Consider the following 21,972-nt stretch of genomic DNA (forward strand, 5'->3'; position numbering starts at 1 on the left):
CTTGGGGTACAACCTGATCATCAACTGATTTGAGGCGACTGCTTGAGCCTCAACTAAGTCAATTAGGCGGCTGGCGCTGCGCCTTCGGCTGCGTCAGCAGGACCACCCTTGACAATTGCCGTCACCAAGACAGGATTTGGATCGCCACGGTGTGCAATGTACGTCACGCCTTTAGGCAAAGCAATGTCAGCCAAGTGAATCGATGCGCCACCGACCAACTTGGACAAATCCACCTCGATAAACTGGGGCAAGTTTGCGGGCAAGCAAGCAATCTCAATGTCAGTCATCACGTGCGAAATGATCGCAGCGCTGAGTTTGACTGCAGGCGATGTTTCAGCGTTGGTAAAGTGCAAAGGCACCTTAGTGTGCAGCGCCTGATCGGCGGAAACGCGCTGAAAGTCAACGTGCATGACGATCTGCTTGTAGGGGTGCCACTGAACCGAACGCAACAGAACCTGATGGCTCTTGCCTTCGAGTTGCATTTGCAGAATGGATGCGTGGAACTGCTCTTTGCGCAACGCGTGATAGATTTCGTTGTGATCGAGCTCGATATTGACGGGCTGCTCTTTTCCACCATAAACAATGGCAGGAACGCGGCTCGCACGGCGCAGGCGGCGGCTCGCACTCGTTCCCTGTACGCTACGTGGGGTTGCATTAAATTCCATAAAAACTCCAATAAGGATGGCTAGCACCCAGTTAAAACACAATCCGGATATCGGATCGTGGCTCCACAGCCCACCGCGACCAGTGAACTGCGAATATCTCAGCGCATCTCAAAGAGATCCGCTGTTGATTTTTTAATCTACAAACAGCGAGCTGACGGACTCTGCGTTGGAAATACGCAAAATAGTCTCACCCAGCAAGGCTGCACAAGAAAGCTGACGTATTTTGCTGCAAGCGCGTCCTTCGTCAGACAACGGGATCGTATCCGTTACCACCAATTCTGTGAGCTCTGAATCAGCAATCCGCTCAATCGCTCCACCAGACAACACAGCATGCGTGCAATACGCATACACAGCACCTGCGCCACGCTCCTTGAGTGCTTGCGCTGCTTTGCAGAGCGTGCCCGCCGTATCCACCATGTCGTCCATGATTAAGCATGTCCGACCATCGACTTCGCCGATGATATTCATCACTTCGGAAACGTTGGCGCGTGGGCGGCGCTTATCGATAATCGCCAAATCCGCTTCGAGCTGTTTAGCGAGCGCACGGGCACGCACCACACCACCGATATCCGGGGAAACCACCACTAGATTACTGAGGTTGCGGCGCCAGATGTCACCGAGCAAGATCGGACCGGCATAAATATTGTCGACAGGAATATCAAAAAAGCCTTGGATCTGGTCTGCGTGAAGATCCATCGTCAGCACGCGATCCACCCCGGCGACTTGCAGCATATTTGCAACAACTTTTGCCGTAATCGCCACACGCGCCGAGCGGGGTCGTCGATCCTGTCGTGCATAACCAAAATAAGGGATCGCAGCAGTAATGCGTCCAGCGGAGGCGCGACGCAACGCATCGACCATCACCATGACTTCCATTAGGTTGTCGTTTGTTGGGGCACAGGTGGGCTGGAGAACAAATACATCCTTGCCGCGAACGTTTTCGTTGATCTCGGCCATGACTTCGCCGTCAGAAAAACGTCCAACAGTCATGCGACCTAGGGACATATCCAGATGATTGACCACATCAACTGCCAGCCGCGTATTCGCAGTGCCGGTAAAGATCATGAAACTATCATTGGGCATGATGGGGGCAGTCACAGACCGTCAAGAGCAGATGTGGAACAAAAAAGCTGCTGAACTGAGGCCAGGCAATCGTATGACATGCTTTACGGCAAGTCTTTAGGCGAGTTCAACAGCTATACACAATTCGGGGCTGGGGAGGAAGGATTCGAACCTTCGCATGCCGGAATCAAAATCCGGTGCCTTAACCAGCTTGGCGACTCCCCAACTAGCTTTCAATCCAATACCGCTGCGGGTGCTCTGGAAGGCTTTCACAAACCATCAAGGTTTGTATCGGACATACAGAACTATCTACACCCACACTCGCAACATCAGAAAAATCTACACGTATTTTAGCGAGCATTTTCTGTTTAGCCATTTCGGCCTGCTGAACACTCTGAAATCCAATAAAAAAACAGGATCCAGACCCGGTCATTCGTGCTTGATAACCAGCTTGTTCAAGCCAATCAAGCGTCTGACGGACAACCGGGAAGCGGTTTAAAACCACTGGCTGCAGATCGTTGTGACCAAACCCCAAACGAGTAATCGCATGAGGTCCAGAAAAGTCCATTATTTTGACTGTTTCAGTGTCTCTTGTCAAATCAGGCGCCTGAAAAATGCCTTGAGTCGGCACAGCTTGCGCAGGCTGGATCACCACAAAAGCCTGTGAAGGCAGCTCGACCGGCGTCAACTGCTCTCCCACTCCCTCGGCAAAAGCATTCTGACCAAAGATAAAAACAGGGACATCCGCTCCCAACTGCAACCCAAGCCGCATGAGCTCAGCCCGACTCAACCCTGTTCGCCAAAGCCGATTTAACGCGATTAAAACGGTCGCCGCATCACTGGACCCCCCACCGAGACCCGCCCCAGAGGGGATGCGTTTGCGCACATGCAGCTGCGCCCCCTGCTTGACACCTGTCGACTGTTGTAGCAACCGTGCCGCGCGGACCACGAGATCTTGGTCGTGCGGGACACCCTGCATATCGGTTTCCCGACAAATTTGGCCATCCTCACGCACGTCAATGTCTAGAAGATCAGCCAGACTAATGAACTGAAAAACCGTCTGCAATAAATGGTATCCATCCGCGCGCCGGCCCACCACGTGCAAAAACAGGTTGAGCTTGGCGGGTGCGATCAGGTCATAAAGCATGTTGATTTGCCATACCCGGACAGACTTAAGGGGTATCCACAATCAAGCGGATCACAATTTGCTGGCTCGCCTCTGCGCGCGACAGCACCAACAGTCGAGGTCCTTGGGCGTCAAAACGCGTCAGCTCCACCGTCCAGCCGTTTTGTTCAAAAGCAACAATTCGACCCTGATCGTCTCTGTTAATTTGTTGCATCGTCGGCAACGCACGCAAGGGCGAACGCAGCCATTGACGCAAATCCCTGACAGGGACGCGCTGACCGATTGCTTTTTGCACCAATCCATCAGGATCAGTCGCACGCAAGACCTCGCCATTGGCTTGGGTCAGCGTCGCCTGGCCAGGCTCCACTAAGACGCGCGCCAAAATATTTCCAAAAGGGTTGCTTAAATCGAGTGTCAAGCGGCCATTCGCGTCGCGCCAAGCAAATCCGCCCTGGACTGCCTCCGGCGCTTGATTCGGCTCTTCTGCACGTAAAGCAAAGCGGCCATTGCGCACGAACTCGCTCCCACTCACCCCCTCAGGGGTCGGAGAGGTTTGCGTCGCACAACCGGCAAGCACCATCAGGAGCGCGCTGAGCAGCCCACCAAAAAACAATCGACCACTCAAGGCTTCACTCCGAAGCGCTTTAAGGTTTCCAATAAGGTCTCGTTAGCAGGCTCCTTGGTCAAGCCTTCCTGCCATACTTGACGGGCCTCACTCTGTTGACCCAGTTTCCAGAGTGCCTCGCCAAGATGGGCTGCGATTTCTGCCTCTGGACGTCTTTCGTAGGCGCGCTGCAAGTAATCAACGGCTTCTTTGTATTGTCCCATTCGAAACTTGACCCAACCCATGCTGTCAAGAATAAAAGGATCCTTGGGTGAGATTTCCAACGCTCTCGTAATCAAGGCTAAAGCCTCTGATAAACGCTGATTGCGATCTGCCAACGAGTAGCCCAGCGCATTGTGTGCGTGCGCATGTCCCGGATCAAGCGCAATCACTTGTCGCAATAACCGCTCTGCTTCGCGCAGCTGATCGGCACGCTCATGCAACATCGCAAGCTCATATTTGACATTGACCGAATCAGGCATCCGCTGGTCAAGCGCCTGCATCCGCTTGATGGCTTCTGAGAGTCGGTTGGCATCACGCAAAATCTGGGCGCCTGCCGAGGCTCCCATCATGATTTCTTCATCAGTTTGTGCATTGGCCGAGTCAATCAACGCAAGCGCTTCGTCAACTCGCTTTTGTTTGGCACGAATAATGGCCTGGCGGATGCGCGAGGTATAGCGCATCGAGGGGTCTTCAATCTTGGTGAGCAGGCTCACTGCCTCATCGAGCTGCCCTTGCTCCTCAGCGACTTTAGACATGAGTTGATAGGCTTCAGCCAAGGCCGCAGGGGCATCTGTCGCGCCAGCAGCCGCAGAAGCTTTCAGACGTTGCGACTGAACCGCAACATACTGATCTAAAAAGGCTCTCGCCTGTTCGAGTTGCTTGGCACGGTAAGACACTTGGGCCTGCATAAATAACAGGTCGAAGTCTTCGGGTGAGCGTGTCGCCATCGACTTAAGTTCTGCCATCGCAGCATCAAACTGCCCTCGGTCTGCGAGGTGACTCGCCAAAATGACGCGCAAGCGGCGCGCATTGGGTTGCAAGGCAGCAAATTCGGTTGCGTCACGCAGCGCGCGCTCTTGGTCGACATTTAAACCATACTCAAAGACACGCATCGCCGCGTCCTCGGAGCGGGGCGCGGCAGCAAGCGCCAAACGGGATTCTTCGAGGGCGCGCGCATGATCGCCGGCTGCGCGTGCCATATCGGCCAGAGCCATATGCCCCGCAGCCAAGTTTCGCGCGTTGCTATCGCCAATGGCCGTACTCAAGATTCTTAAGGCGGCTTGTTTGTCGGGCATGCGGCTCAACACCGCAAATGCCTGCCCAATCGCGGCAGATTTGTCCGCTGCAGCATCAATTTGTTTGCGAAGTGCGGCCGCCAAGCCACTAGTTTGACCAGAAGCCGCTGCGAGCGCCATTTCTGTGGAGGACGCCTCAGCATCATCTGGCATCAGGCGCAGCCACACCCTCGAAGCATCCAGCGCGCCAGGCAGATTGCCACCGGCAAGATAAAACTCTAGTGCGCGACGCGCTAGGCGATAATCACCCAATTCCCGACTCAACTCCAGCATGGTTTTGCCAGCAGGCAAAAAGGTGCCGCGCTGCGCGGAGATTTCGGAGGCGAGGATGCGAAAGAGAATCGTAGAGGTGAGCGTCACCTCGGGAAGCTGACCCGCACGCAAACGAATGTTCTCGGACTCGGGCTGCCTAGGTTTGATTTGGAGTTGAGCACTCTGTCCAAACCCTTTTGCAGGGCCAGACTGGGCGCATGCACCCAGCACCCACGACAAAGAAACACCCCCAATTAAGGCGGCGGTGGACACTTGAGAAAGAATGGATTTGAACAGCGACTTCACTCGACCCGCCTAGTTGGTGGCACAATCTACAAAATCAGTGAACGGATGTTAGCACTCAGCCATGCCAGAACTACCAGAAGTCGAGACAACTCGCCGGGGAATTGACGCCGTTGCAACAGGTTACACGCTCAGAAAGATGATCGTGCACGAATCTCGCATGCGCTGGCCCATTCCCGCGGACCTGCCAAATCTGGTTGCGGATCAGGTTGTACGGGCCTGTCGAAGGCGCGGCAAATACCTCTTGATCGAGTTCGACAGCGGAACACAACTCATTCACCTGGGTATGTCTGGGTCTTTGCGTAGTGTTCTCAACGGCGAACTCCTCAGAAAACACGACCACGTGGAATGGCAGTTTGACCACGTCACCCTGCGCCTGCATGATCCGCGTCGATTTGGCTCTGTTTTATGGCACCCCAGTGCTTTGGGACCGGTGGAAAACCACCCATTACTCAGCAAATTGGGAATAGAACCCTTTGACCCGATGTTCAACGCAAACTGGCTCAAAAAAGGATTGGCAGGTCGTAAGGTCTCGATCAAACAAGCCCTGTTAGCCGGGGACGTCGTCGTAGGTGCAGGGAATATTTATGCCTCTGAAAGTTTGTTCCGGGCGCGCATCCATCCCAAGACACAGGCTGCCAGGGTGTCACTCGCGCGCTGCGAACGTCTCGCCGAGTCTCTCAAGCAAACGCTGACGGACGCCTTGGAGTCAGGCGGCAGCACGTTGCGTGACTATGTCAACGCAACGGGCGAAGCCGGGGCTTATTTCACTCTGCACGCAGCGGTCTATGAAAAAGAGGGAGAGCCCTGCAAGGTCTGCGCGACCCCCATCAAACGCATTGTTCAAGGGCAGCGCGCAACGTACTTTTGCCCCAACTGCCAAAAAGTTTAGCGCTCGGGTTTAACGTTCAGTTTAGGCACGCGGCAACGCCCTGGCGTCCGAAAATTAAGTCTGCAGAACCTTACCAGGGTTCATGAGCCCCTCTGGATCGAGTGCTTGTTTAATTTGTTTCATGAGCTTTAGCTCAAGCGGACTCTTGTAGCGCGTGAGCTCGTCACGTTTGAGCTGACCGACACCATGCTCTGCACTAATCGACCCGGCATGCGCATGCACACTATCGTGCACGAGCTGATACACGTCATACTGGGTTGCAAGCAGTTCCTGCTCAGTCTGATTGGGCGCACGCGCGACGTTGTAATGCAGATTGCCATCGCCCAGATGACCGAACACAATGTGCTGGATCCCAGGAAACTTGGCTTGCAGCGCTGCATTGGTTGTTTGGACAAAGGTTCCGATTAAAGAAATCGGAATTGAAACATCGTGTTTGATGCTCTTGCCAAGCTCCGCCTCGGCAAGGGGAATGCTTTCCCTGAGGTGCCAGATTGCTTTGCTCTGCGCAATATTTTCAGCGATGGCGGCATCTACCACCAGACCATCCTCAATCGCAGCGCCCAATACCGCCTCGAAACGCGCTTGGGCATGTTCGGCGCTTTCGCTATCGGACAGCTCGAGGATGGCAAACCAAGGTGCCTCTGCGGAGGGGCCTTCAAAGGGCAAGCGTTGCTGTGGAAAGAGGCGCACGACAGCCTTGAGCGCCGACCCCATCATCACTTCGAAGCCAGTCAGGGACGCACCAAATCCGGCGCGCGCGCGCGACAGCATCGCAATGGCATCCTCAAGAGAATTCAGTGCCAACATCGCAATCCGCTGCGCAACCGGTACAGGGTAGAGTTTCATGGTGGCGGCGGTAATGATGCCCAAGGTGCCTTCGCTGCCAATGTACAGATCGCGCAAGTCGTAACCCGTATTGTCCTTGCGCAAGCCGCGCAAACCATGCCAGATTTCGCCTTGAGGCGTGACCACCTCGAGACCCAGTGCAAGCTCACGTGTATTGCCGTAGCGCAGCACCTGCGTGCCACCCGCGTTCGTGGACAGGTTGCCACCAATCGTGCAGCTGCCTTCTGCCGCTAGGCTGAGCGGAAACAATCGACCTGCTGCGCGAGCCGCCTCCTGCACTGCCTGCAGAATGCATCCTGCCTCGACAGTGATCGTATCGTTATCCGTATCAATCTCTCTGACGCGATTCAAGCGAGCCAGGCACACCACGAGCGCTAAACCCGAGGTATCAGGGGTCGCGCCACCACACATCCCAGTATTACCACCCGAAGGCACCATCGGGATGTTGTGCTCCGCGCACACACGCACAACGGCAGCGACTTCTTCGGTGTTCCCTGGCCGCACAACCGCTAAGGCTTCACCCCGATAGCGTCCTCGCCAATCAATCAGATAAGGCGTCATGGCCTCGCCGGTCAACACTTGTGTCGCCCCTACGATTTGCTCTAGCTGTTTCAACGCGCTCATTCGGCTCTCTTTAAAAATGGTCGGTTAGGCTGATTTATGAATGCCAAATTGTAGGGCAGTTCAATCGGCGATAATATGGATTAAGTGGTCTTTTGATTCTGGAGCCTTTTACGTGTCTGACCAAGCTAAATTTCCCCATGCCGCGTTTAAAGCCTACGACATTCGCGGTGTCGTGCCGACCGCTCTCAATGCAGATTTTGCCCGGCAACTCGGTTTGGGCCTGGCTGCGCGCGCCCATGCCTGTGGCGTGACCACCATGGTGGTCGGTCGTGATGGCAGATTGAGTAGCCCAGAGCTGGCAGGCGCGTTGCAACAAGGCATGCGCGAAGGCGGCATCAATACTATTGATGTGGGGGAGGTCCCAACACCTCTTGTTTATTTTGCGGCCTACACCCTCAAAACGGGCTCTGGCGTCGCCGTCACTGGCAGCCACAATCCACCCGAATACAACGGCTTCAAAATGATGATGGGCGGCCAAACGCTCCACGGTGACGCGATCCTTGGGTTGCGCGACGAAGTCGCTGCAGGTCCAGCGACGGCTGCCACAGCAGGCACCGCCTCGGTGGTTGATATTTTGACGCCCTACTTAGCGCGCGTGCTCGGTGACATCAAACTCAGTCGTCCGATGAAAATCGCGATCGACTGCGGTAACGGAGTCGCCGCTGCCGTGGCGCCCGCCCTCTTTCGCGGCCTTGGCTGCGAAGTCACCGAACTGTTCTGTACGGTGGACGGCACTTTTCCAAACCACCACCCTGACCCGGCCGACCCCCACAACCTCGAGGACCTGATCCGCTGCGTGCAATCGACTGACTGCGAAATTGGTTTAGCTTTTGACGGTGACGGAGACAGACTGGGAGTGGTGACAAAATCTGGCCAAATTATCTGGCCCGACCGTCAACTGATTTTATATGCACGTGATGTGCTGCAGCGCTGTCCGGGTGAGACCATTATTTATGACGTCAAGTGCAGCCGTCATGTCGCCGAACAAGTCCGCGCTGCGGGTGGCAAACCACTGATGTGGCAAACGGGCCACTCCTTGATTAAAGCGAAACTGGCAGAAACCGGTGCGCCCTTAGCGGGCGAAATGAGCGGCCACGTGTTTTTTAAAGAACGCTGGTTCGGATTTGATGACGGCTTGTATACCGGCGCACGTCTGCTCGAGATCCTCTCCAGAGATGCAAACCCATCGGCTGTGCTCGAAGCCCTGCCCCAAGGTGTGTCCACCCCGGAGCTTAAGCTTGAAATGCGCGAGGGCGAACCCCACGCGCTGGTTAAACGCCTGCAGGACGAGGGCGTCTTTACGGGTGCTCAGGAAATTTTTAAGATTGACGGCTTGCGTGCGGACTATGCAGATGGTTTCGGCTTGGCTCGCGCCTCCAATACGACTCCTGTTGTGGTCCTCCGTTTTGAAGGCGACACACCTGAGGCGCTTGAGCGCATCAAAGCCGTGTTCCGGGCGCAACTGTTAGCGCTTGCACCCTCGGCGCAATTACCGTTTTGATCGCGCGTTTGATTTTGGCGTTTTATTCATCATACTGAGCCCTATGCCTTCTTTGTCCGATAGCCCTGCCTGGAAGCAATTTTCGCAAGCCGTGCTGAGCAGTCCCTTAAAGCCTGACACGCTTCGCGTCATTTCAGCGGCAGGGCTAGAAGTCGACCTGACCACCCAGAGAAACTCTGCGGCACTCACGGAGGCATCACGGGCGTTATTGGTGCAGCAGGGCTTTGAGCAATACCGTCGCGACCTGTTCGAAGGCGCCGCCATCAACTGGACAGAAAACCGCGCAGCCTGGCATACCGCCTTGCGCGCGTCCTTCCCCCCCGAGCCTGTCAACGAAGCGATTCAAACCGAGCGGACACGTCTGGCTAAGTTTGTGGAGGAAGTCAACGCCCGCAACCAATATCGCAACGTGGTGCACTTAGGCATTGGAGGGAGCGACTGGGGACCTCGTCTTGCATTTGATTCACTCGCAGGCGCTGGCACGAGGCGTACCCTGAGGTTTGCCTCAAACGTGGATGCGCACGCCATTACAGCCGCACTCGAAGGGCTCGACGCCCACGACACGCTTGTGATCGTTTCATCCAAATCTTTCACCACCACCGAGTCACTGGCCAATGCCGCTTGCGCAATCGACTGGCTGCGCGCCAATGGCGTCCAGTATCCACTCGATCATTTCGCTGCGGTCACCGCTAATCCAAAAGCCGCTCGCGACTTCGGCATTAGTGACGAGCGTATTTTTCAGTTCTGGGATTGGGTCGGCGGTCGCTATTCGCTCTGGTCCTCCATTGGACTGCCCATTGCACTGGGTCTCGGGATTGACGCACTAAACGAAATGCGCGCGGGTGCCGCTGCGATGGATGAGCATTTTCTGACGGCGCCCGTCGAACAAAACGCCCCAGTTCAAATGGCGTTGAGTGGCGTGGCAAACCGCAGTGTTCTGGGCTATGGCTCTTTTGCGCTCTGCCCTTACGATGCACGCCTCGGCAACCTTGTCCCTTGGCTGCAACAATTAGAAATGGAATCTCTTGGAAAGGCCACCTTGCGTGACGGCTCCGCTCTGGATGTGCCCAGCAGCCCGGTGGTGTGGGGTATGCCCGGCACGGATGGCCAGCATACTTTCTTTCAATGGCTGCATCAGGATGGCAAAGGTGCACCAGTAGATTTCATTTTGTGTGCCGTGCCTGATCACCGCCATACACGCCATCACAGACTACTGATCGCAAACTGTCTGGCGCAACGTGCGGCCTTGCTCGAAGGAAAGTCCTTTGAGCAGTCGCTCAAGGAAGTCAGCAAAACCGAAAAAGATCCTGAGAAAGCCGCACGGCTCGCGCGACACCATGTTCATCCTGGCGGTCGTCCGTCCACACTGATTGTTTTGCCCAGGCTCGAAGCACGCCAGCTCGGAGCCTTACTCGCGCTGTATGAGCACAAAGTATTCACTGAAGGCGTGCTGTGGGGCATCAACCCCTTTGATCAGTGGGGAGTGGAATTTGGTAAGCGTTTGGCAGGCGATATCGAGCGCAGGCTCGATGCGCTAGGTAGCGATCCAGCAGTTAGCCCCTATGACCCTTCAACTGCCTACTGGGTACGCAAGCTCGCGAGCGGTTAAAAAACGGTTAAAAAAAAGCCCAAGACTTTGCAGTCTTGGGCTAAATCCACCAAAGGAGGAGGGTGGAGGAGACAACTTTGGCAAGGTCAGGAGGCTTTGAACTTAAAAGCTTCAGTGGAGGAATTAACAATGTGCTTGGGTACCTCTGGTAAACACTAGCACTTTAATTCAACACACTCATGACTGAACTTCCATAAACAAATATTAGCTGAAAAGTTGGTGCGGCGCAAGAACATTCAATATTCCGTATAAAAAATAAGTGATTTTAGGAATTTGATGCGCCGCAGCAACAATTTCTTGACAAAAAAACCGTACGTTCTTAGCGCATGTGACTTGCAATCACTAAACCCTGTATGCGGTTTTCGTCATAATTTGAGCCATTAAGCGCATGGCAGAACGTAAGGGCTTAGGCAAAACTTGAGCACCGCGAAACTCGGCGTTGACCCTGTGTTTCACCTCATCTTGCTTCATTTCCTCCACGATGGCTCTTGATCGGCTATCCGCGACGGGAAGTTCGGTCAGATGCCCCTCCAAGTGCGCCTCTACCTGACGCTCAGTCTCCGCCATAAACCCCAAGCTCTGAGCTGAACCCGCACGACTGGCGAGCATTCCCAAGGCAAAAGACCCCGCGTACCAAAGAGGATTAAGAAGACTCGGACGGCTATCCAGCTCACGCAACCGCTGCGAGCACCAGCCTAAATGATCGACCTCTTCAGCGGCAGCCTCTAAGAAAAACTCAGCACTCTCCTGGCTCGAAACCGCCGCCGCCTGGCCCCGATACAAAGCCTGCGCGCACACCTCACCGACGTGATTCACGCGCATCAAGCCTGCAGCGTGGCGCTTCGCTGCATCATCTAGTCCAGCATCGCTCTCAGCGACTTTTGGGCCTGCCGGATTAGGCCTGGACGCTGTCACCCCGCCACCTAGCACCTGTAGAGCCACATCTAGCTCTGCAATAAAGGGGTCTAGCCATCCGTGCCGACGGACAAACCGCGGGTGATTTTTGGTGTGATGCCCATGGGACTCGGCGACTGGAGTGTGGGGGGGTTGGTGCGTCATAATGAAACCTTCCTTACAGCGATGCTAGGAATGTTAACGCTTAACAATACCTCGGTGCCGCAATAGACCTAGAACCTGTGTCGCAACCTCGAGGCAAAAAGCGTAAAGAAAACCAATAACGGTTTATGATTCTTGCTTACACGCAGGGGATTCAAGATGGAAGTGAAAATTGATTGGGGCGGCCCGGATGGCATGCTCTTCGTCGGACAGACTGGGACAGGTCATATTGCGGCAATGGATGGCGCACCAGAAGGCGGCGGGCACAACCTCGCACCTCGTCCAATGGAGCTCTTGCTTGTCGGCACGGGTGGCTGCACCGCTTACGACGTTGTTCTCATTTTGAAACGCGGGCGTCACGCCATCACGGGCTGCTCGGTTAAGTTGCAGGCTGAGCGCGCTGAAGTCGATCCAAAAGTCTTCACAAAAATTCACTTTGTATTCACTGTCACGGGCAGCAACCTGCCACGCACAGCTGTAGAGCGCGCCATCGCGCTATCGCACGAGAAATACTGTTCCGCCTCCGCCATGCTGGCGCATAGCGCAGAAATCACCTGGTCCGCAGAGATTGTGGATACAGCACCTCCGTCCACGACGAGTCCATAAAGAGCAACCCGCGCGATGAACCAGTACGAAACCTTTATGCAGCACGTCTACACCACAGGCGTGAATAAAACCGATCGAACTGGCACAGGGACTCGCTCAGTCTTTGGCTATCAAATGCGTTTTGATCTGTCGAAAGGTTTTCCTTTGGTCACGACAAAAAAACTTCATACCCGAAGCATTTTTGTCGAATTGCTTTGGTTCCTGCGCGGCGACTCAAACGTTCGCTGGCTGCAAGAAAACGGCTGTTCAATTTGGGATGAATGGGCGCGCGAAGACGGCGACTTGGGCCCAGTCTATGGCGTGCAATGGCGTTCCTGGCCAACGCCTGACGGCGGGCATATCGATCAGATTTCGCAAGTGCTCGATCAAATTCGCAGCACACCGGACTCCCGCAGACTGATTGTGTCGGCCTGGAACGTTGGCGAAATCAAAAATATGGCCCTCCCGCCCTGCCACGCCTTTTTCCAGTTTTATGTCGCCGACGGCAAGCTCTCTTGTCAGCTCTATCAACGGAGTGCGGACATTTTTCTAGGGGTGCCTTTCAATATCGCCAGCTATGCACTGCTGACCCACATGGTCGCTCAGCAATGCAACCTCGAGGTCGGCGATTTTGTCTGGACGGGCGGTGATTGTCACATTTATAGCAATCACTTTGAACAAGTTGAGCTTCAACTTTCACGCACGCCCAACCCCTATCCCACCCTCGTCATTCAGCGCAAGCCCGAGTCAATTTTTGACTATCGCTACGAAGACTTCGTGATTGAAAACTATGCGCATCATCCGCATATCAAAGCACCGGTTGCGGTTTAACGTCAGTATTGCACCCAAGTTCAAAAGGCCCGAATCACATGCAGCTCTCCTTGATCGTCGCCTACGCACTGAATCGCGTGATTGGGCGAGATAACACCCTCCCCTGGAAACTCCCCAGTGACTTGGCACATTTCAAGCGCACTACGCTTGGACACCCGGTCATCATGGGTCGCAAAACCTGGGAGTCTCTTGGGAGGCCGCTGCCCGGCCGACGCAACATTGTCATTTCGAGAAACCCGCAATACGAAGCTGCGGGGGCACAATGTGTCACCAGTCTCGCACTCGCCATCGACGCCGTGCAGGACGCCGAGCAAGCCTTTGTGATTGGCGGCGCACAAATCTATCAAGAAGCACTCCCTTTTGCCCAGTCCGTCATCGCGACTGAAATTCAGGACAATATTGAGGGCGATGCGTTCTTTGCCTCTTTGGACAAGCAAGCCTGGTCGGAAACGTCCAGAACACATTACCCACCCGAAAATGGCTTGTCCTTTGATGTTGTGCAGTACACCAAGATCGGTGATCAAGGGATAGTAAAAAAATGAAAAAAAGACTCATCCTCATCGCATCTGTTCTAGTTGCCCTGATTGCGGCCTATAGTGGTGCGAGTATGTGGTCAGGGTTTCGTATCCAAGAGCAATCTTACGCAGCCGTAGATGCTATTAACCTCCACCTGTCTCGTACTTGGTCAGACCAGATTCGTTTAACTGCCAGGAATTACCAGCGCGGGATCTTTTCTAGTCAGGCGTCCTACATTTTGACGTTTCCATCCAAACAAGACTCCGCGACAGCCACCAAACGCGAAATTCTGTTTGTGAACGAGATCTCGCACGGACCTTTTCCTCTAAAAAATATTCTAAACGGGGATTTTTCTGCAGTAGGTGCAGTGATTGACACACATATTGCGTCAACACCATGGACCGAAGCGCTTTTTAATACGAACCAGAATCGTCCGTTTGTTGTCGGTCAAACACGAGTTGCGACCAATGGTGTTGCCAAACTACTCTGGACTGCCGCAGCGTTCGATCTTCGCCAAGATGCCTTGCGTGTGCAGTTTGGCGGCGCTCAACTCAAAGCTGAAATCGGACCGCGCTTTCGAAACAGGAAAGGTGAGCTGACCCTCGACGCACTCAACATGACGGATGGCCACACCACCATCGATCTTAAAGGCGTCAAACTAGAAACTGATGCCAAATCAGGGGCATTGGGATTACCTGTCGGCATCAATAAACGTGAGATCGCCAGCCTGGCCTGGTCTTCCGTCAACGCACCGACCCTTGAACTTGAAAAAGTGAAGCTCCGCACGGAGCTCGCACTAGACGACGCAGAGGTGAGCGGCGAAACACGTATTGATATCCACTCGTTGAGTATTGCCCAAAAGAAAATGGGTAGCTTCAAGCTTGGGGTCACTCTCGACAAGCTCAGTGATCGTGCACTGCTTCCACTGATTGAGCTATACAACCGCACACTCATCCGCTTGATGAGTCATATCCTCGCACCTGAAGCCTTGAGCGCGGCAGAGATAAAAAAGATCTGGCTCCAGCTTCATGGCCTTCTCAAAAATAGTCCATCCATTCGTATTGAGCCACTGCTTTGGGAAACGCCTGCTGGAAAGAGTCAACTCACCCTCAGTGCAGTCCTTAAACCGGCGGAACTTGCCAATGGCGGCCTCGGTCTGCGAGAAAGCCTCATCAATACGCTTGACGCAACGCTGACAGTTTCTCAGCCTATGGTGAACGCACTTGTATTACAGTCGATGCAGACCCCGGGTTCAAATCCCGCAAAAGTCAAAGGACTTGCTGACCGCGAGTCAAGAAGACTGGCAGATCTGGCGGCCCAACTCAAGCTCGGTCGGGTGCAAAATGGCTTGCTTGTTAGCCACTTCAACGTTCAAAACGATGCACTGAGAATTAACGGACAACGTACGTCAGCCGAGCCTATTCTAAAGTTACTGAGTACCTTTGTTCCCTCCGCTTGGCTAGCGAATCAAGCAGCAGCAGGACAAGTCGGTCCGGACGAAGCCTCTGCTCTCCAGCACTTGGATCCCTCAATACTTGCAGCTATTTTGAGTGATGCGGACTTTACCTACCAAGAATCAAGAGACGCCGATGGAGATTTAGTCTTGAACGTCGCGCCGAGCGACCTAGGCGCCAACAAGATTGAGATCATTTTTAGCGGTTGCCGCAAAGATCCGACTTGCGAAGATGTGCTGCTCCGAGCGACTTATCCGACAAACCAAACCGCTCCGCTCAAGTTCGTCAACGATTGGAACTTAAGAAACAGATGGGCGCGTGTCTTTATTAACGATTTAAATGCGCCGGTCTTGGAGATGGACATCAGTGCCTACGGCGGCATCGGCCAAGATGCGATCGAAGGCATGGTCAGCACCTTCTTTAAACTCGTCCGAGAGTTTTCAGTCGAGCTCAAAGCCGCCGAAAAAGCGGCAGCGGATGTCGCTGAAAAAGCGGCGGCTGAAAAAGCTGCCGTCGAAGCGGCGACTGCGGCTAAAGCCGTTACACCAGAAAGTGGCTCAAGCACCCTGCCATCAAATGAAGCGCTGCAGACTGATACGCCTAAACCAAACTGATTTGAGGGGCGACTAAACCTTGAGGGCAAGCGGCGATCACCTTAGGGTGATCGCCGTTGTTTTCATTACACCTGCTCAGCGTACGCCTCAATCGGCAAACACGAACACACCAAGTTACGATCGCCCCACGCGTTATCCACGCGACCCACAGGTGGCCAATACTTGCTGTCTCGCAAGCTTTCGACTGGGTAGGCCGCCTGCTGGCGAGGATAGTCGTGGTGCCACTCTTCGGCCAACAACATCTTGGCGGTATGAGGAGCGTTTTTCAACACGTTATCGCTCTTGTCACGTTCACCACGCTCGACTTGGGCGATTTCTTTGCGAATCGAAATCATGGCCTCGACAAACCGATCCAACTCAGCCAGACCTTCTGACTCAGTTGGCTCGACCATCAAGGTGCCCGCAACCGGGAAACTCATCGTCGGCGCATGGAAACCATAATCCATTAAACGCTTGGCGATATCCTCGGCACTAATGCCAGAGGCGTCCTTGATCGGATTCATATCAAGGATGCACTCGTGTGCCACACGATCATTACGGCCGGTGTACAGCACAGGATAATGATCAGCCAAACGACGGGCAATATAGTTAGCGCTCAAAATCGCCACTTCGGTTGCACGACGCAACCCTTGTGCGCCCATCAACGAGATGTAGACAAAAGGAATGGGCAAAATGCTCGCAGAGCCGAAAGGCGCAGCCGACACAGGGCCCACAGGCATGCCATTGGCCATCACACCTTTCTCATTGACCACGCCGGGCAAAAATGGGGCAAGGTGCGCACGCACGCCGACCGGTCCGACACCTGGTCCGCCGCCACCATGAGGAATGCAAAAGGTTTTGTGCAGATTCAGGTGAGACACATCCGAACCAAACTTGCCAGGCTGTGCCACTCCCACCATCGCGTTCATGTTGGCACCGTCCATATACACCTGGCCGCCTGCCTCATGAATCAGATCGCAAATCGTTGTGATCGCTTCCTCAAAGACGCCATGCGTGGACGGATAGGTCACCATCAACGCAGCCAAGCGATCTCCAACCTTGGCGATTTTGGCTTTGAGATCCTCAAGGTCAACGTTACCGTGCGCATCGGAGCCCACTACGACAACATCCATGCCCACCATATTGGCAGAAGCGGGATTGGTGCCGTGCGCCGAAGCAGGAATCAGACAGACATCACGTTGATGCTGACCATTCGCGCGATGATAGGCACGAATCGCGAGCAAGCCTGCGTACTCGCCTTGCGCGCCAGAGTTTGGCTGCAAACTAATCGCGTCGTAACCTGTAATTTCACAGAGGTCCTTGGACAAGCGTTCGATCATCGTCTGATAGCCACGCGTCTGGTCTGCAGGGGCGAAAGGATGGATCGCCGCAAACTCTGGCCAAGTGACAGGAATCATCTCTACAGTGGCGTTGAGCTTCATCGTGCATGAGCCGAGCGGGATCATCGTCCGATCTAAGGCCAGATCCTTATCGGCTAGCTTACGCAGATAGCGCAGCATATCCGTTTCGGACTGAATACTTGAAAAAACAGGATGACTCAGAATCGCTTGCTTGCGATGAACACTGCTGGGGATACCTGGCAAGCCCTTCACATCGGTCGACAATGCGGGTGGAGCCTTGCCGATCGCACCGGCTAGCACGCCGAGCAACTGGTCGAGATCCTGAACCGTCACAGTTTCATCGAGTGAAATACCGAGCTGGGTCGCATTGACACTTCGCAAATTGATGCGGGCCGCGCGAGCGGCTTTCAGCACAGCGTCAGTCTGCGCACCCGTGTCGAGCAACAGCGTATCAAAAAAGGTGTCATTGACCACGTTGATGCCAAGCGCGGTCAGTGCTTGCTTGAGAAGCGCGGTCGACTGATGCACACGCGTTGCAATCGACTGAATTCCCTTGGGACCATGCCACAACGCATACATACTGGACATCACCGCCAACAACACCTGTGCAGTACAAATGTTCGAGGTGGCTTTTTCACGGCGGATATGCTGTTCACGCGTCTGTAGTGCCAAGCGCAAAGCCTGATTACCCTGAGCATCTTTGGAGATACCGACCAGACGGCCTGGCATATTGCGTTTGAACGCATCCTTGCACGCCATAAACCCTGCGTGTGGTCCGCCAAAACCAAACGGCACGCCAAAACGCTGTGCAGAGCCAATCGCAATATCTGCACCCCAGTGACCGGGCGGCTCAAGCAACGCCAAGGCTAACAGGTCCGTCGCACAAGCGACCACACCGCCCTGCGCATGGACTTGCTCGGCGAGCGCGCGATAGTCTGCAACTGCACCCAGGGAGTGGGGGTATTGCACCAGCAAACCGAAACACGCTGGCACGCCCTTGGACTCGTCACCCACGATCACGTCAATATCTAAACCATCCGCACGTGTGCGGATCACTTCGATCGTCTGGGGGTGGCAATGTTGCGAAACAAAAAAGACTTTGCTTTGCGCAGAAGAAGCGCGACGCGCGAGCGTCATCGCTTCGGCGGCGGCGGTACCCTCGTCGAGTAAAGAGGCATTCGAAATATCGAGCCCGGTCAGATCCGCCACCATGGTTTGATAATTCAGAATCGCCTCCAGGCGTCCCTGAGAAATCTCTGGTTGATAAGGCGTGTAGGCGGTGTACCAAGCCGGATTCTCGAGAATATTGCGCAAGACAACATTAGGCGTGTGCGTACCGTAGTAGCCCTGTCCAATGTAGTTACGAAATACTTGATTGTCTGCAGCGATTTTACGCATCTCAGCCAGCACATCGGCCTCGGAGCGCGCGCCAGGGAGATCAAGCTCACGAGACATATGGATGTTGGCGGGAACCACTTCGCGCATCAGCGCCGCGAGATCCGCCGCACCAATCGCCGCGAGCATCTTTTTCTGATCCTCCTCGCTTGGACCGATGTGGCGAGGAATAAATTCGTTCGAGGTATCCAAAACTTGGGACATGGTGTTTGCCTTAACTTGCGTCAGCGACAGCCTGATAGCCTGCTGCATCGAGCAAACCATCAACATCGGCGGGGTTGTTTGCCTTGATCTTGAAGATCCAGGTGCCATACGGGCTGGCATTGATGCTCTCAGGGGCGTCATTGAGCGCCTCATTAAAACCAACGATCTCGCCAGCGACGGGGGCGTAGATGTCTGAAGCGGCCTTCACTGACTCGACAACGCCTGCAGTGGCGCCCGCTGCGAGTTTGGCACCGACCTTAACGTCACCGACAAACACCAGATCACCGAGCTGCTCTTGTGCAGGTCCGGTGATACCCACGATCATCACATCACCTTCGGCTTTGATCCATTCGTGTGTTTTTGCGTATTTACGATCGCTAGGAATGCTCATGAAAGTCTCCGGAAATTGATAAAGAAAGTTATTTCAAAAAATACGGACTGATTGAATATTGTTTAAACATTTCAACGCAGGGGTTAGGCGTGCGTGAGAACCTGACCATTCCGCACAAAGGGCAGCTTGCACACTTCGGCGGGCACCCACTTGCCACGGATATCAATCTCAACCTGATCGCCCACGGCGACACCTTGAGGTAATCGGCCAAAACCCACTGAGACGCCCATGGTTGGGGACATCGTGCCGCTGGTGACCTCGCCCAAACCTTGGGCGGTACGCACTACCATGTGGGCGCGCATGACGCCGCGATCCAGAAGCTTGAGGCCAATAAATACACGGGGATCTGCAAATTGTTCAATGGCATCACGACCAATAAAGCGGCGGTCTACATCCTTGAGGGACACGGTCCAAGTGAGGCCTGCCTGATTGGGATGAATCAACTCATCCATATCCTGGCCGTATAAATTCATACCTGCTTCGAGGCGCAAGGTATCACGCGCACCCAGACCGCAAGGTGCGACACCCTGCGCAGTCAGATCTCGCCAGAGTTGCTCAACCTCGGAGGCAGGCACAACAATCTCGAAACCGTCTTCGCCGGTGTAGCCTGTCCGCGCCACCATGGTGTCGCCAGGGAACTGTGCGCCAGAAAATACACCGAGACTTTCTGTCGAGGCACGCCAAGCCGGACGCGTCGCCCACACTTTGGCACGGGCGTTCGGCCCTTGCACGGCGACCATCGCAAGATCACGTCTAGGCGTCACGGTGACGTTAAAACCACTAGAGGCTGCGACACGCTGCATCCAGGCGATATCTTTTTCTGCTGTGCCAGCATTCACGACCAAGCGCCATTGTGTCGGTGTAAAAAAATAAACGATCAGATCGTCAATCACACCGCCTTGAGGATTGAGCATGCAGGAATACAGCGCCTTGCCAGCCTGGGTCAACTTGGCCACATCATTGGCAATCAGCTTGCGTAAAAACGGTGTCGCATCAGCGCCCACCACATCCACATTGAGCATGTGCGAGACATCGAACATGCCTGCGTCACGTCGCACGGCATGGTGCTCTTCGATTTGTGAACCGTAGTTGACGGGCATCTCCCAGCCACCAAAATCAACCATGCGCGCGCCTGCGGCAAGATGCACGTTGGCAAGAGGGGTGCGCTTTAATTCAGCAGACATAAAAGAACTCCGGCAGAGAAATAAGACAGTAGAAAGGTGCGGCACCTCAATCGCATGCGCTGCGCGCACGAAATTTGAATGGCGATCCGCCCCTCTGTCCTTTTGCCTGAGAGTTGCCCCGCAAGTTCGCGGGTGTGCACCTTCGGCGCCCGTGGTGACCCTGTTCAAGGGGTCGCGGGTCTCTCCAGAGTGTTGTGCTGAAGGCCTTCGGTTAGAAAGCCTTCAATTCATGTTGCGGTATGGGGGGCCTGAGCGATTCTGGGCGAATTGCGCCTTCGGCGGCAAACAGAAGTCATGAATAAGGACTTCTTTGCGCTCTCCCGCAATATGCGTTCACAGCTTTTGAAGCATAACGCGAAACGCGAGCCCTCGACAAGTCCGCCCTGGCCTCGGCCCAGGCTTAAACACATCTGGAATCAGAGGCTACGCCCGCAAGCGACGCCAGACGCCCACGCCCATTGAAAGTTATAGCCACCTAGCCAGCCCGTGACATCAACCGTTTCGCCGATAAAATGCAGGCCAGGTACGTTTCGGGCTTGCATGCTGCGCTGATCGAGCCCGCGCGTATCCACGCCGCCGCGCATCACTTCAGCTTTTTTGTAGCCCGCCGTTCCGCTCGGGACAAGAGCCCAGGCCTGAATGCGCTGCGCTAAGTCCTTGAGGATGCGATCTGGTGCGTCTGCAAGCCGTGTCGTCGCCTGTTCGCCAAGCCACTGCTCCGCGAGGCGCTTGGGCCAGAGAGACGAAAGTACCGTCCCTAGCTGTTGCTTGCCGCCGACCTTAGACTCGAGCAGCTTGGCGGATAAGTCTTGCCCTGGCGCTAAGTCCAGCACAATCGCCTCACCAGGCTGCCAATAACTCGAAATCTGCAAAATGCCGGGGCCCGATAAGCCCCGGTGGGTGAATAAGACATCCTCGAGAAAATGCTGCGCACGCCGCCCCGGACCTGCGCTCACCGTTGCCTGTAGGGCAACACCCGCAAGCTCGCCAAAAGGTGCCCACGCCTCAGCATCGAAGGTCAGAGGCACCAGCGCCGGGCGCGGCTCAATGACCTTGAGTCCGAACTGTCGGGCGAGCTTTAAGCCAAAATCTGTGGCGCCTAGCTGGGGGATGGCCAAGCCCCCCGTGGCCACCACTAAATTGCTCGCAAGAATCGGCCCGACGGAGGTATTGACAGTAAAAACAGTGACTCCCGCAGACTCCTCTCGCAAGACTTCCTTGACCTCGCAGGGCATCCGCCACTGAACGCCGCCTTGATCGCACTCGACACGCAGCATCTCGATAATCGACTCGCTGCTGTCGTCGCAAAAAAGCTGACCTTTGTGCTTTTCGTGCCAAGCAATGTCATGACGGCGCATCAGGTCAATAAAGTCCTGAGGGGTATAACTAGCCAGTGCTGACTTGCAAAAATGAGGATTTGCCGAAATGAAGTTCTCTGGCAGTACTTGTCTGTTGGTGAAGTTACAACGACCACCACCCGAGATACGGATTTTTTCCGCTAGCTTACTGGCGTGATCAATCAGCACGACCGAGCGTCCACGCTGCGCAGCCACCGCGGCACACATCATGCCAGCGGCGCCCGCACCAATCACTGCCACATCAAACTGCTGCATAGACGCC

At 54.8% G+C, this 21,972-nt stretch carries 18 protein-coding genes, 1 tRNA gene and 2 riboswitches; of the genes, 7 read left to right on the forward strand and 12 right to left on the reverse strand.

Translation table 11 applies throughout. The features are described from left to right. Positions 1 to 62: 62 nt before the first annotated feature. From WBJ47_RS06035 to WBJ47_RS06060, 6 genes are all read right to left on the reverse strand, one after another. On the reverse strand, positions 63 to 665 hold the full coding sequence (locus WBJ47_RS06035) for a 50S ribosomal protein L25/general stress protein Ctc (RefSeq protein ID WP_422245781.1): 603 nt from the start codon (positions 663 to 665) through the stop codon (positions 63 to 65). A gap of 132 nt (positions 666 to 797) precedes the next feature. After that, positions 798 to 1,748, reverse strand: a complete 951-nt coding sequence (locus WBJ47_RS06040; RefSeq protein WP_422245782.1) for a ribose-phosphate pyrophosphokinase — start codon at positions 1,746 to 1,748, stop codon at positions 798 to 800. Positions 1,749 to 1,878: 130 nt separating this feature from the next. Then, a tRNA-Gln gene (locus tag WBJ47_RS06045) sits at positions 1,879 to 1,952 on the reverse strand. Position 1,953: 1 nt separating this feature from the next. Then, complete coding sequence (ispE, locus tag WBJ47_RS06050) at positions 1,954 to 2,874, reverse strand: 4-(cytidine 5'-diphospho)-2-C-methyl-D-erythritol kinase (protein ID WP_422245783.1); 921 nt, start codon at positions 2,872 to 2,874, stop codon at positions 1,954 to 1,956. A gap of 25 nt (positions 2,875 to 2,899) precedes the next feature. After that, positions 2,900 to 3,478 carry a lipoprotein insertase outer membrane protein LolB gene (gene lolB, locus WBJ47_RS06055; RefSeq protein ID WP_422245785.1) on the reverse strand — a complete coding sequence of 193 codons (579 nt, stop codon included), beginning with the start codon at positions 3,476 to 3,478 and terminating at the stop codon, positions 2,900 to 2,902. After that, positions 3,475 to 5,313, reverse strand: coding sequence for a tetratricopeptide repeat protein (locus WBJ47_RS06060; RefSeq protein WP_422245787.1), 1,839 nt, complete (start codon positions 5,311 to 5,313; stop codon positions 3,475 to 3,477). Before WBJ47_RS06060 ends, lolB begins: the two co-directional genes overlap by 4 nt. 61 nt (positions 5,314 to 5,374) lie before the next feature. On the opposite strand from WBJ47_RS06060, the gene mutM reads away from it, so the two are divergent. Then, the gene (mutM, locus tag WBJ47_RS06065) at positions 5,375 to 6,202 is read left to right on the forward strand and encodes a bifunctional DNA-formamidopyrimidine glycosylase/DNA-(apurinic or apyrimidinic site) lyase (protein ID WP_422245789.1); all 828 of its coding nucleotides are present in this window, start codon (positions 5,375 to 5,377) and stop codon (positions 6,200 to 6,202) included. Between the two features lie 54 nt (positions 6,203 to 6,256). On the opposite strand, the gene WBJ47_RS06070 is transcribed toward mutM, so the two are convergent. Further along, the gene (locus tag WBJ47_RS06070) at positions 6,257 to 7,672 is read right to left on the reverse strand and encodes an FAD-binding oxidoreductase (protein WP_422245791.1); all 1,416 of its coding nucleotides are present in this window, start codon (positions 7,670 to 7,672) and stop codon (positions 6,257 to 6,259) included. Between the two features lie 112 nt (positions 7,673 to 7,784). Between WBJ47_RS06070 and WBJ47_RS06075 the strand changes: the two genes are divergently transcribed. Both WBJ47_RS06075 and pgi read left to right on the forward strand, forming a co-directional pair. Further along, complete coding sequence (locus WBJ47_RS06075; protein ID WP_422245793.1) at positions 7,785 to 9,173, forward strand: phosphomannomutase/phosphoglucomutase; 1,389 nt, start codon at positions 7,785 to 7,787, stop codon at positions 9,171 to 9,173. Between the two features lie 43 nt (positions 9,174 to 9,216). After that, a complete protein-coding gene (gene pgi, locus WBJ47_RS06080) occupies positions 9,217 to 10,782 on the forward strand; it encodes a glucose-6-phosphate isomerase (RefSeq protein WP_422245795.1) in 1,566 nt (521 codons plus the stop codon). 342 nt (positions 10,783 to 11,124) lie between these two features. Here the strand turns inward: pgi and coq7 are convergent, their stop codons facing one another. Next, entirely contained in the window at positions 11,125 to 11,841 is a 717-nt protein-coding gene (gene coq7, locus WBJ47_RS06085) for a 2-polyprenyl-3-methyl-6-methoxy-1,4-benzoquinone monooxygenase (protein WP_422245797.1), read from the reverse strand. Between the two features lie 156 nt (positions 11,842 to 11,997). On the opposite strand from coq7, the gene WBJ47_RS06090 reads away from it, so the two are divergent. Genes WBJ47_RS06090 through WBJ47_RS06105 form a run of 4 tightly spaced genes read left to right on the forward strand, consistent with a single transcriptional unit; the run spans position 11,998 to position 15,838 of the window. Continuing rightward, the gene (locus WBJ47_RS06090) at positions 11,998 to 12,444 is read left to right on the forward strand and encodes an OsmC family protein (protein WP_422245798.1); all 447 of its coding nucleotides are present in this window, start codon (positions 11,998 to 12,000) and stop codon (positions 12,442 to 12,444) included. A 15-nt stretch (positions 12,445 to 12,459) separates the two neighbouring features. Continuing rightward, entirely contained in the window at positions 12,460 to 13,254 is a 795-nt protein-coding gene (locus WBJ47_RS06095; RefSeq protein WP_422245799.1) for a thymidylate synthase, read from the forward strand. A gap of 38 nt (positions 13,255 to 13,292) precedes the next feature. Next, complete coding sequence (locus WBJ47_RS06100) at positions 13,293 to 13,796, forward strand: dihydrofolate reductase (protein WP_422245801.1); 504 nt, start codon at positions 13,293 to 13,295, stop codon at positions 13,794 to 13,796. Further along, on the forward strand, positions 13,793 to 15,838 hold the full coding sequence (locus WBJ47_RS06105; RefSeq protein ID WP_422245803.1) for a DUF945 family protein: 2,046 nt from the start codon (positions 13,793 to 13,795) through the stop codon (positions 15,836 to 15,838). The genes WBJ47_RS06100 and WBJ47_RS06105 overlap by 4 nt, the downstream gene beginning before the upstream one ends. A gap of 65 nt (positions 15,839 to 15,903) precedes the next feature. Here WBJ47_RS06105 and gcvP read toward each other — a convergent pair whose 3' ends face one another. The 4 genes from gcvP to WBJ47_RS06125 form a co-directional block, all read right to left on the reverse strand. Then, on the reverse strand, positions 15,904 to 18,777 hold the full coding sequence (gene gcvP, locus WBJ47_RS06110; protein ID WP_422245805.1) for an aminomethyl-transferring glycine dehydrogenase: 2,874 nt from the start codon (positions 18,775 to 18,777) through the stop codon (positions 15,904 to 15,906). 10 nt (positions 18,778 to 18,787) lie between these two features. Beyond that, positions 18,788 to 19,168 (reverse strand): glycine cleavage system protein GcvH, encoded by a 381-nt coding sequence (gene gcvH, locus WBJ47_RS06115; protein WP_422245807.1) that lies wholly within the window; start codon positions 19,166 to 19,168, stop codon positions 18,788 to 18,790. Positions 19,169 to 19,251: 83 nt separating this feature from the next. Then, complete coding sequence (gene gcvT / locus WBJ47_RS06120; protein ID WP_422245808.1) at positions 19,252 to 20,352, reverse strand: glycine cleavage system aminomethyltransferase GcvT; 1,101 nt, start codon at positions 20,350 to 20,352, stop codon at positions 19,252 to 19,254. A gap of 84 nt (positions 20,353 to 20,436) precedes the next feature. Beyond that, positions 20,437 to 20,550: riboswitch (glycine riboswitch) on the reverse strand. Positions 20,551 to 20,577: 27 nt separating this feature from the next. Further along, positions 20,578 to 20,685: riboswitch (glycine riboswitch) on the reverse strand. 83 nt (positions 20,686 to 20,768) lie between these two features. Further along, positions 20,769 to 21,965 (reverse strand): NAD(P)/FAD-dependent oxidoreductase, encoded by a 1,197-nt coding sequence (locus tag WBJ47_RS06125; protein WP_422245810.1) that lies wholly within the window; start codon positions 21,963 to 21,965, stop codon positions 20,769 to 20,771. Positions 21,966 to 21,972 lie beyond the last annotated feature (7 nt).

The sequence above is a fragment of the Zwartia sp. genome (assembly GCF_049655405.1).
Classification (GTDB): domain Bacteria; phylum Pseudomonadota; class Gammaproteobacteria; order Burkholderiales; family Burkholderiaceae_B; genus Zwartia.

Coding starts and splice junctions, on each gene's coding strand:
- WBJ47_RS06035 (WP_422245781.1), bottom strand. CDS start 665: ATGGAATTTAATGCAACCCCACGTAGCGTACAGGGAACGAGTGCGAGC.
- WBJ47_RS06040 (WP_422245782.1), bottom strand. CDS start 1,748: ATGCCCAATGATAGTTTCATGATCTTTACCGGCACTGCGAATACGCGG.
- ispE (WP_422245783.1), bottom strand. CDS start 2,874: ATGCTTTATGACCTGATCGCACCCGCCAAGCTCAACCTGTTTTTGCAC.
- mutM (WP_422245789.1), top strand. CDS start 5,375: ATGCCAGAACTACCAGAAGTCGAGACAACTCGCCGGGGAATTGACGCC.
- WBJ47_RS06070 (WP_422245791.1), bottom strand. CDS start 7,672: ATGAGCGCGTTGAAACAGCTAGAGCAAATCGTAGGGGCGACACAAGTG.
- pgi (WP_422245795.1), top strand. CDS start 9,217: ATGCCTTCTTTGTCCGATAGCCCTGCCTGGAAGCAATTTTCGCAAGCC.
- coq7 (WP_422245797.1), bottom strand. CDS start 11,841: ATGACGCACCAACCCCCCCACACTCCAGTCGCCGAGTCCCATGGGCAT.
- WBJ47_RS06090 (WP_422245798.1), top strand. CDS start 11,998: ATGGAAGTGAAAATTGATTGGGGCGGCCCGGATGGCATGCTCTTCGTC.
- WBJ47_RS06095 (WP_422245799.1), top strand. CDS start 12,460: ATGAACCAGTACGAAACCTTTATGCAGCACGTCTACACCACAGGCGTG.
- WBJ47_RS06100 (WP_422245801.1), top strand. CDS start 13,293: ATGCAGCTCTCCTTGATCGTCGCCTACGCACTGAATCGCGTGATTGGG.
- WBJ47_RS06105 (WP_422245803.1), top strand. CDS start 13,793: ATGAAAAAAAGACTCATCCTCATCGCATCTGTTCTAGTTGCCCTGATT.
- gcvP (WP_422245805.1), bottom strand. CDS start 18,777: ATGTCCCAAGTTTTGGATACCTCGAACGAATTTATTCCTCGCCACATC.
- gcvH (WP_422245807.1), bottom strand. CDS start 19,168: ATGAGCATTCCTAGCGATCGTAAATACGCAAAAACACACGAATGGATC.
- gcvT (WP_422245808.1), bottom strand. CDS start 20,352: ATGTCTGCTGAATTAAAGCGCACCCCTCTTGCCAACGTGCATCTTGCC.
- WBJ47_RS06125 (WP_422245810.1), bottom strand. CDS start 21,965: ATGCAGCAGTTTGATGTGGCAGTGATTGGTGCGGGCGCCGCTGGCATG.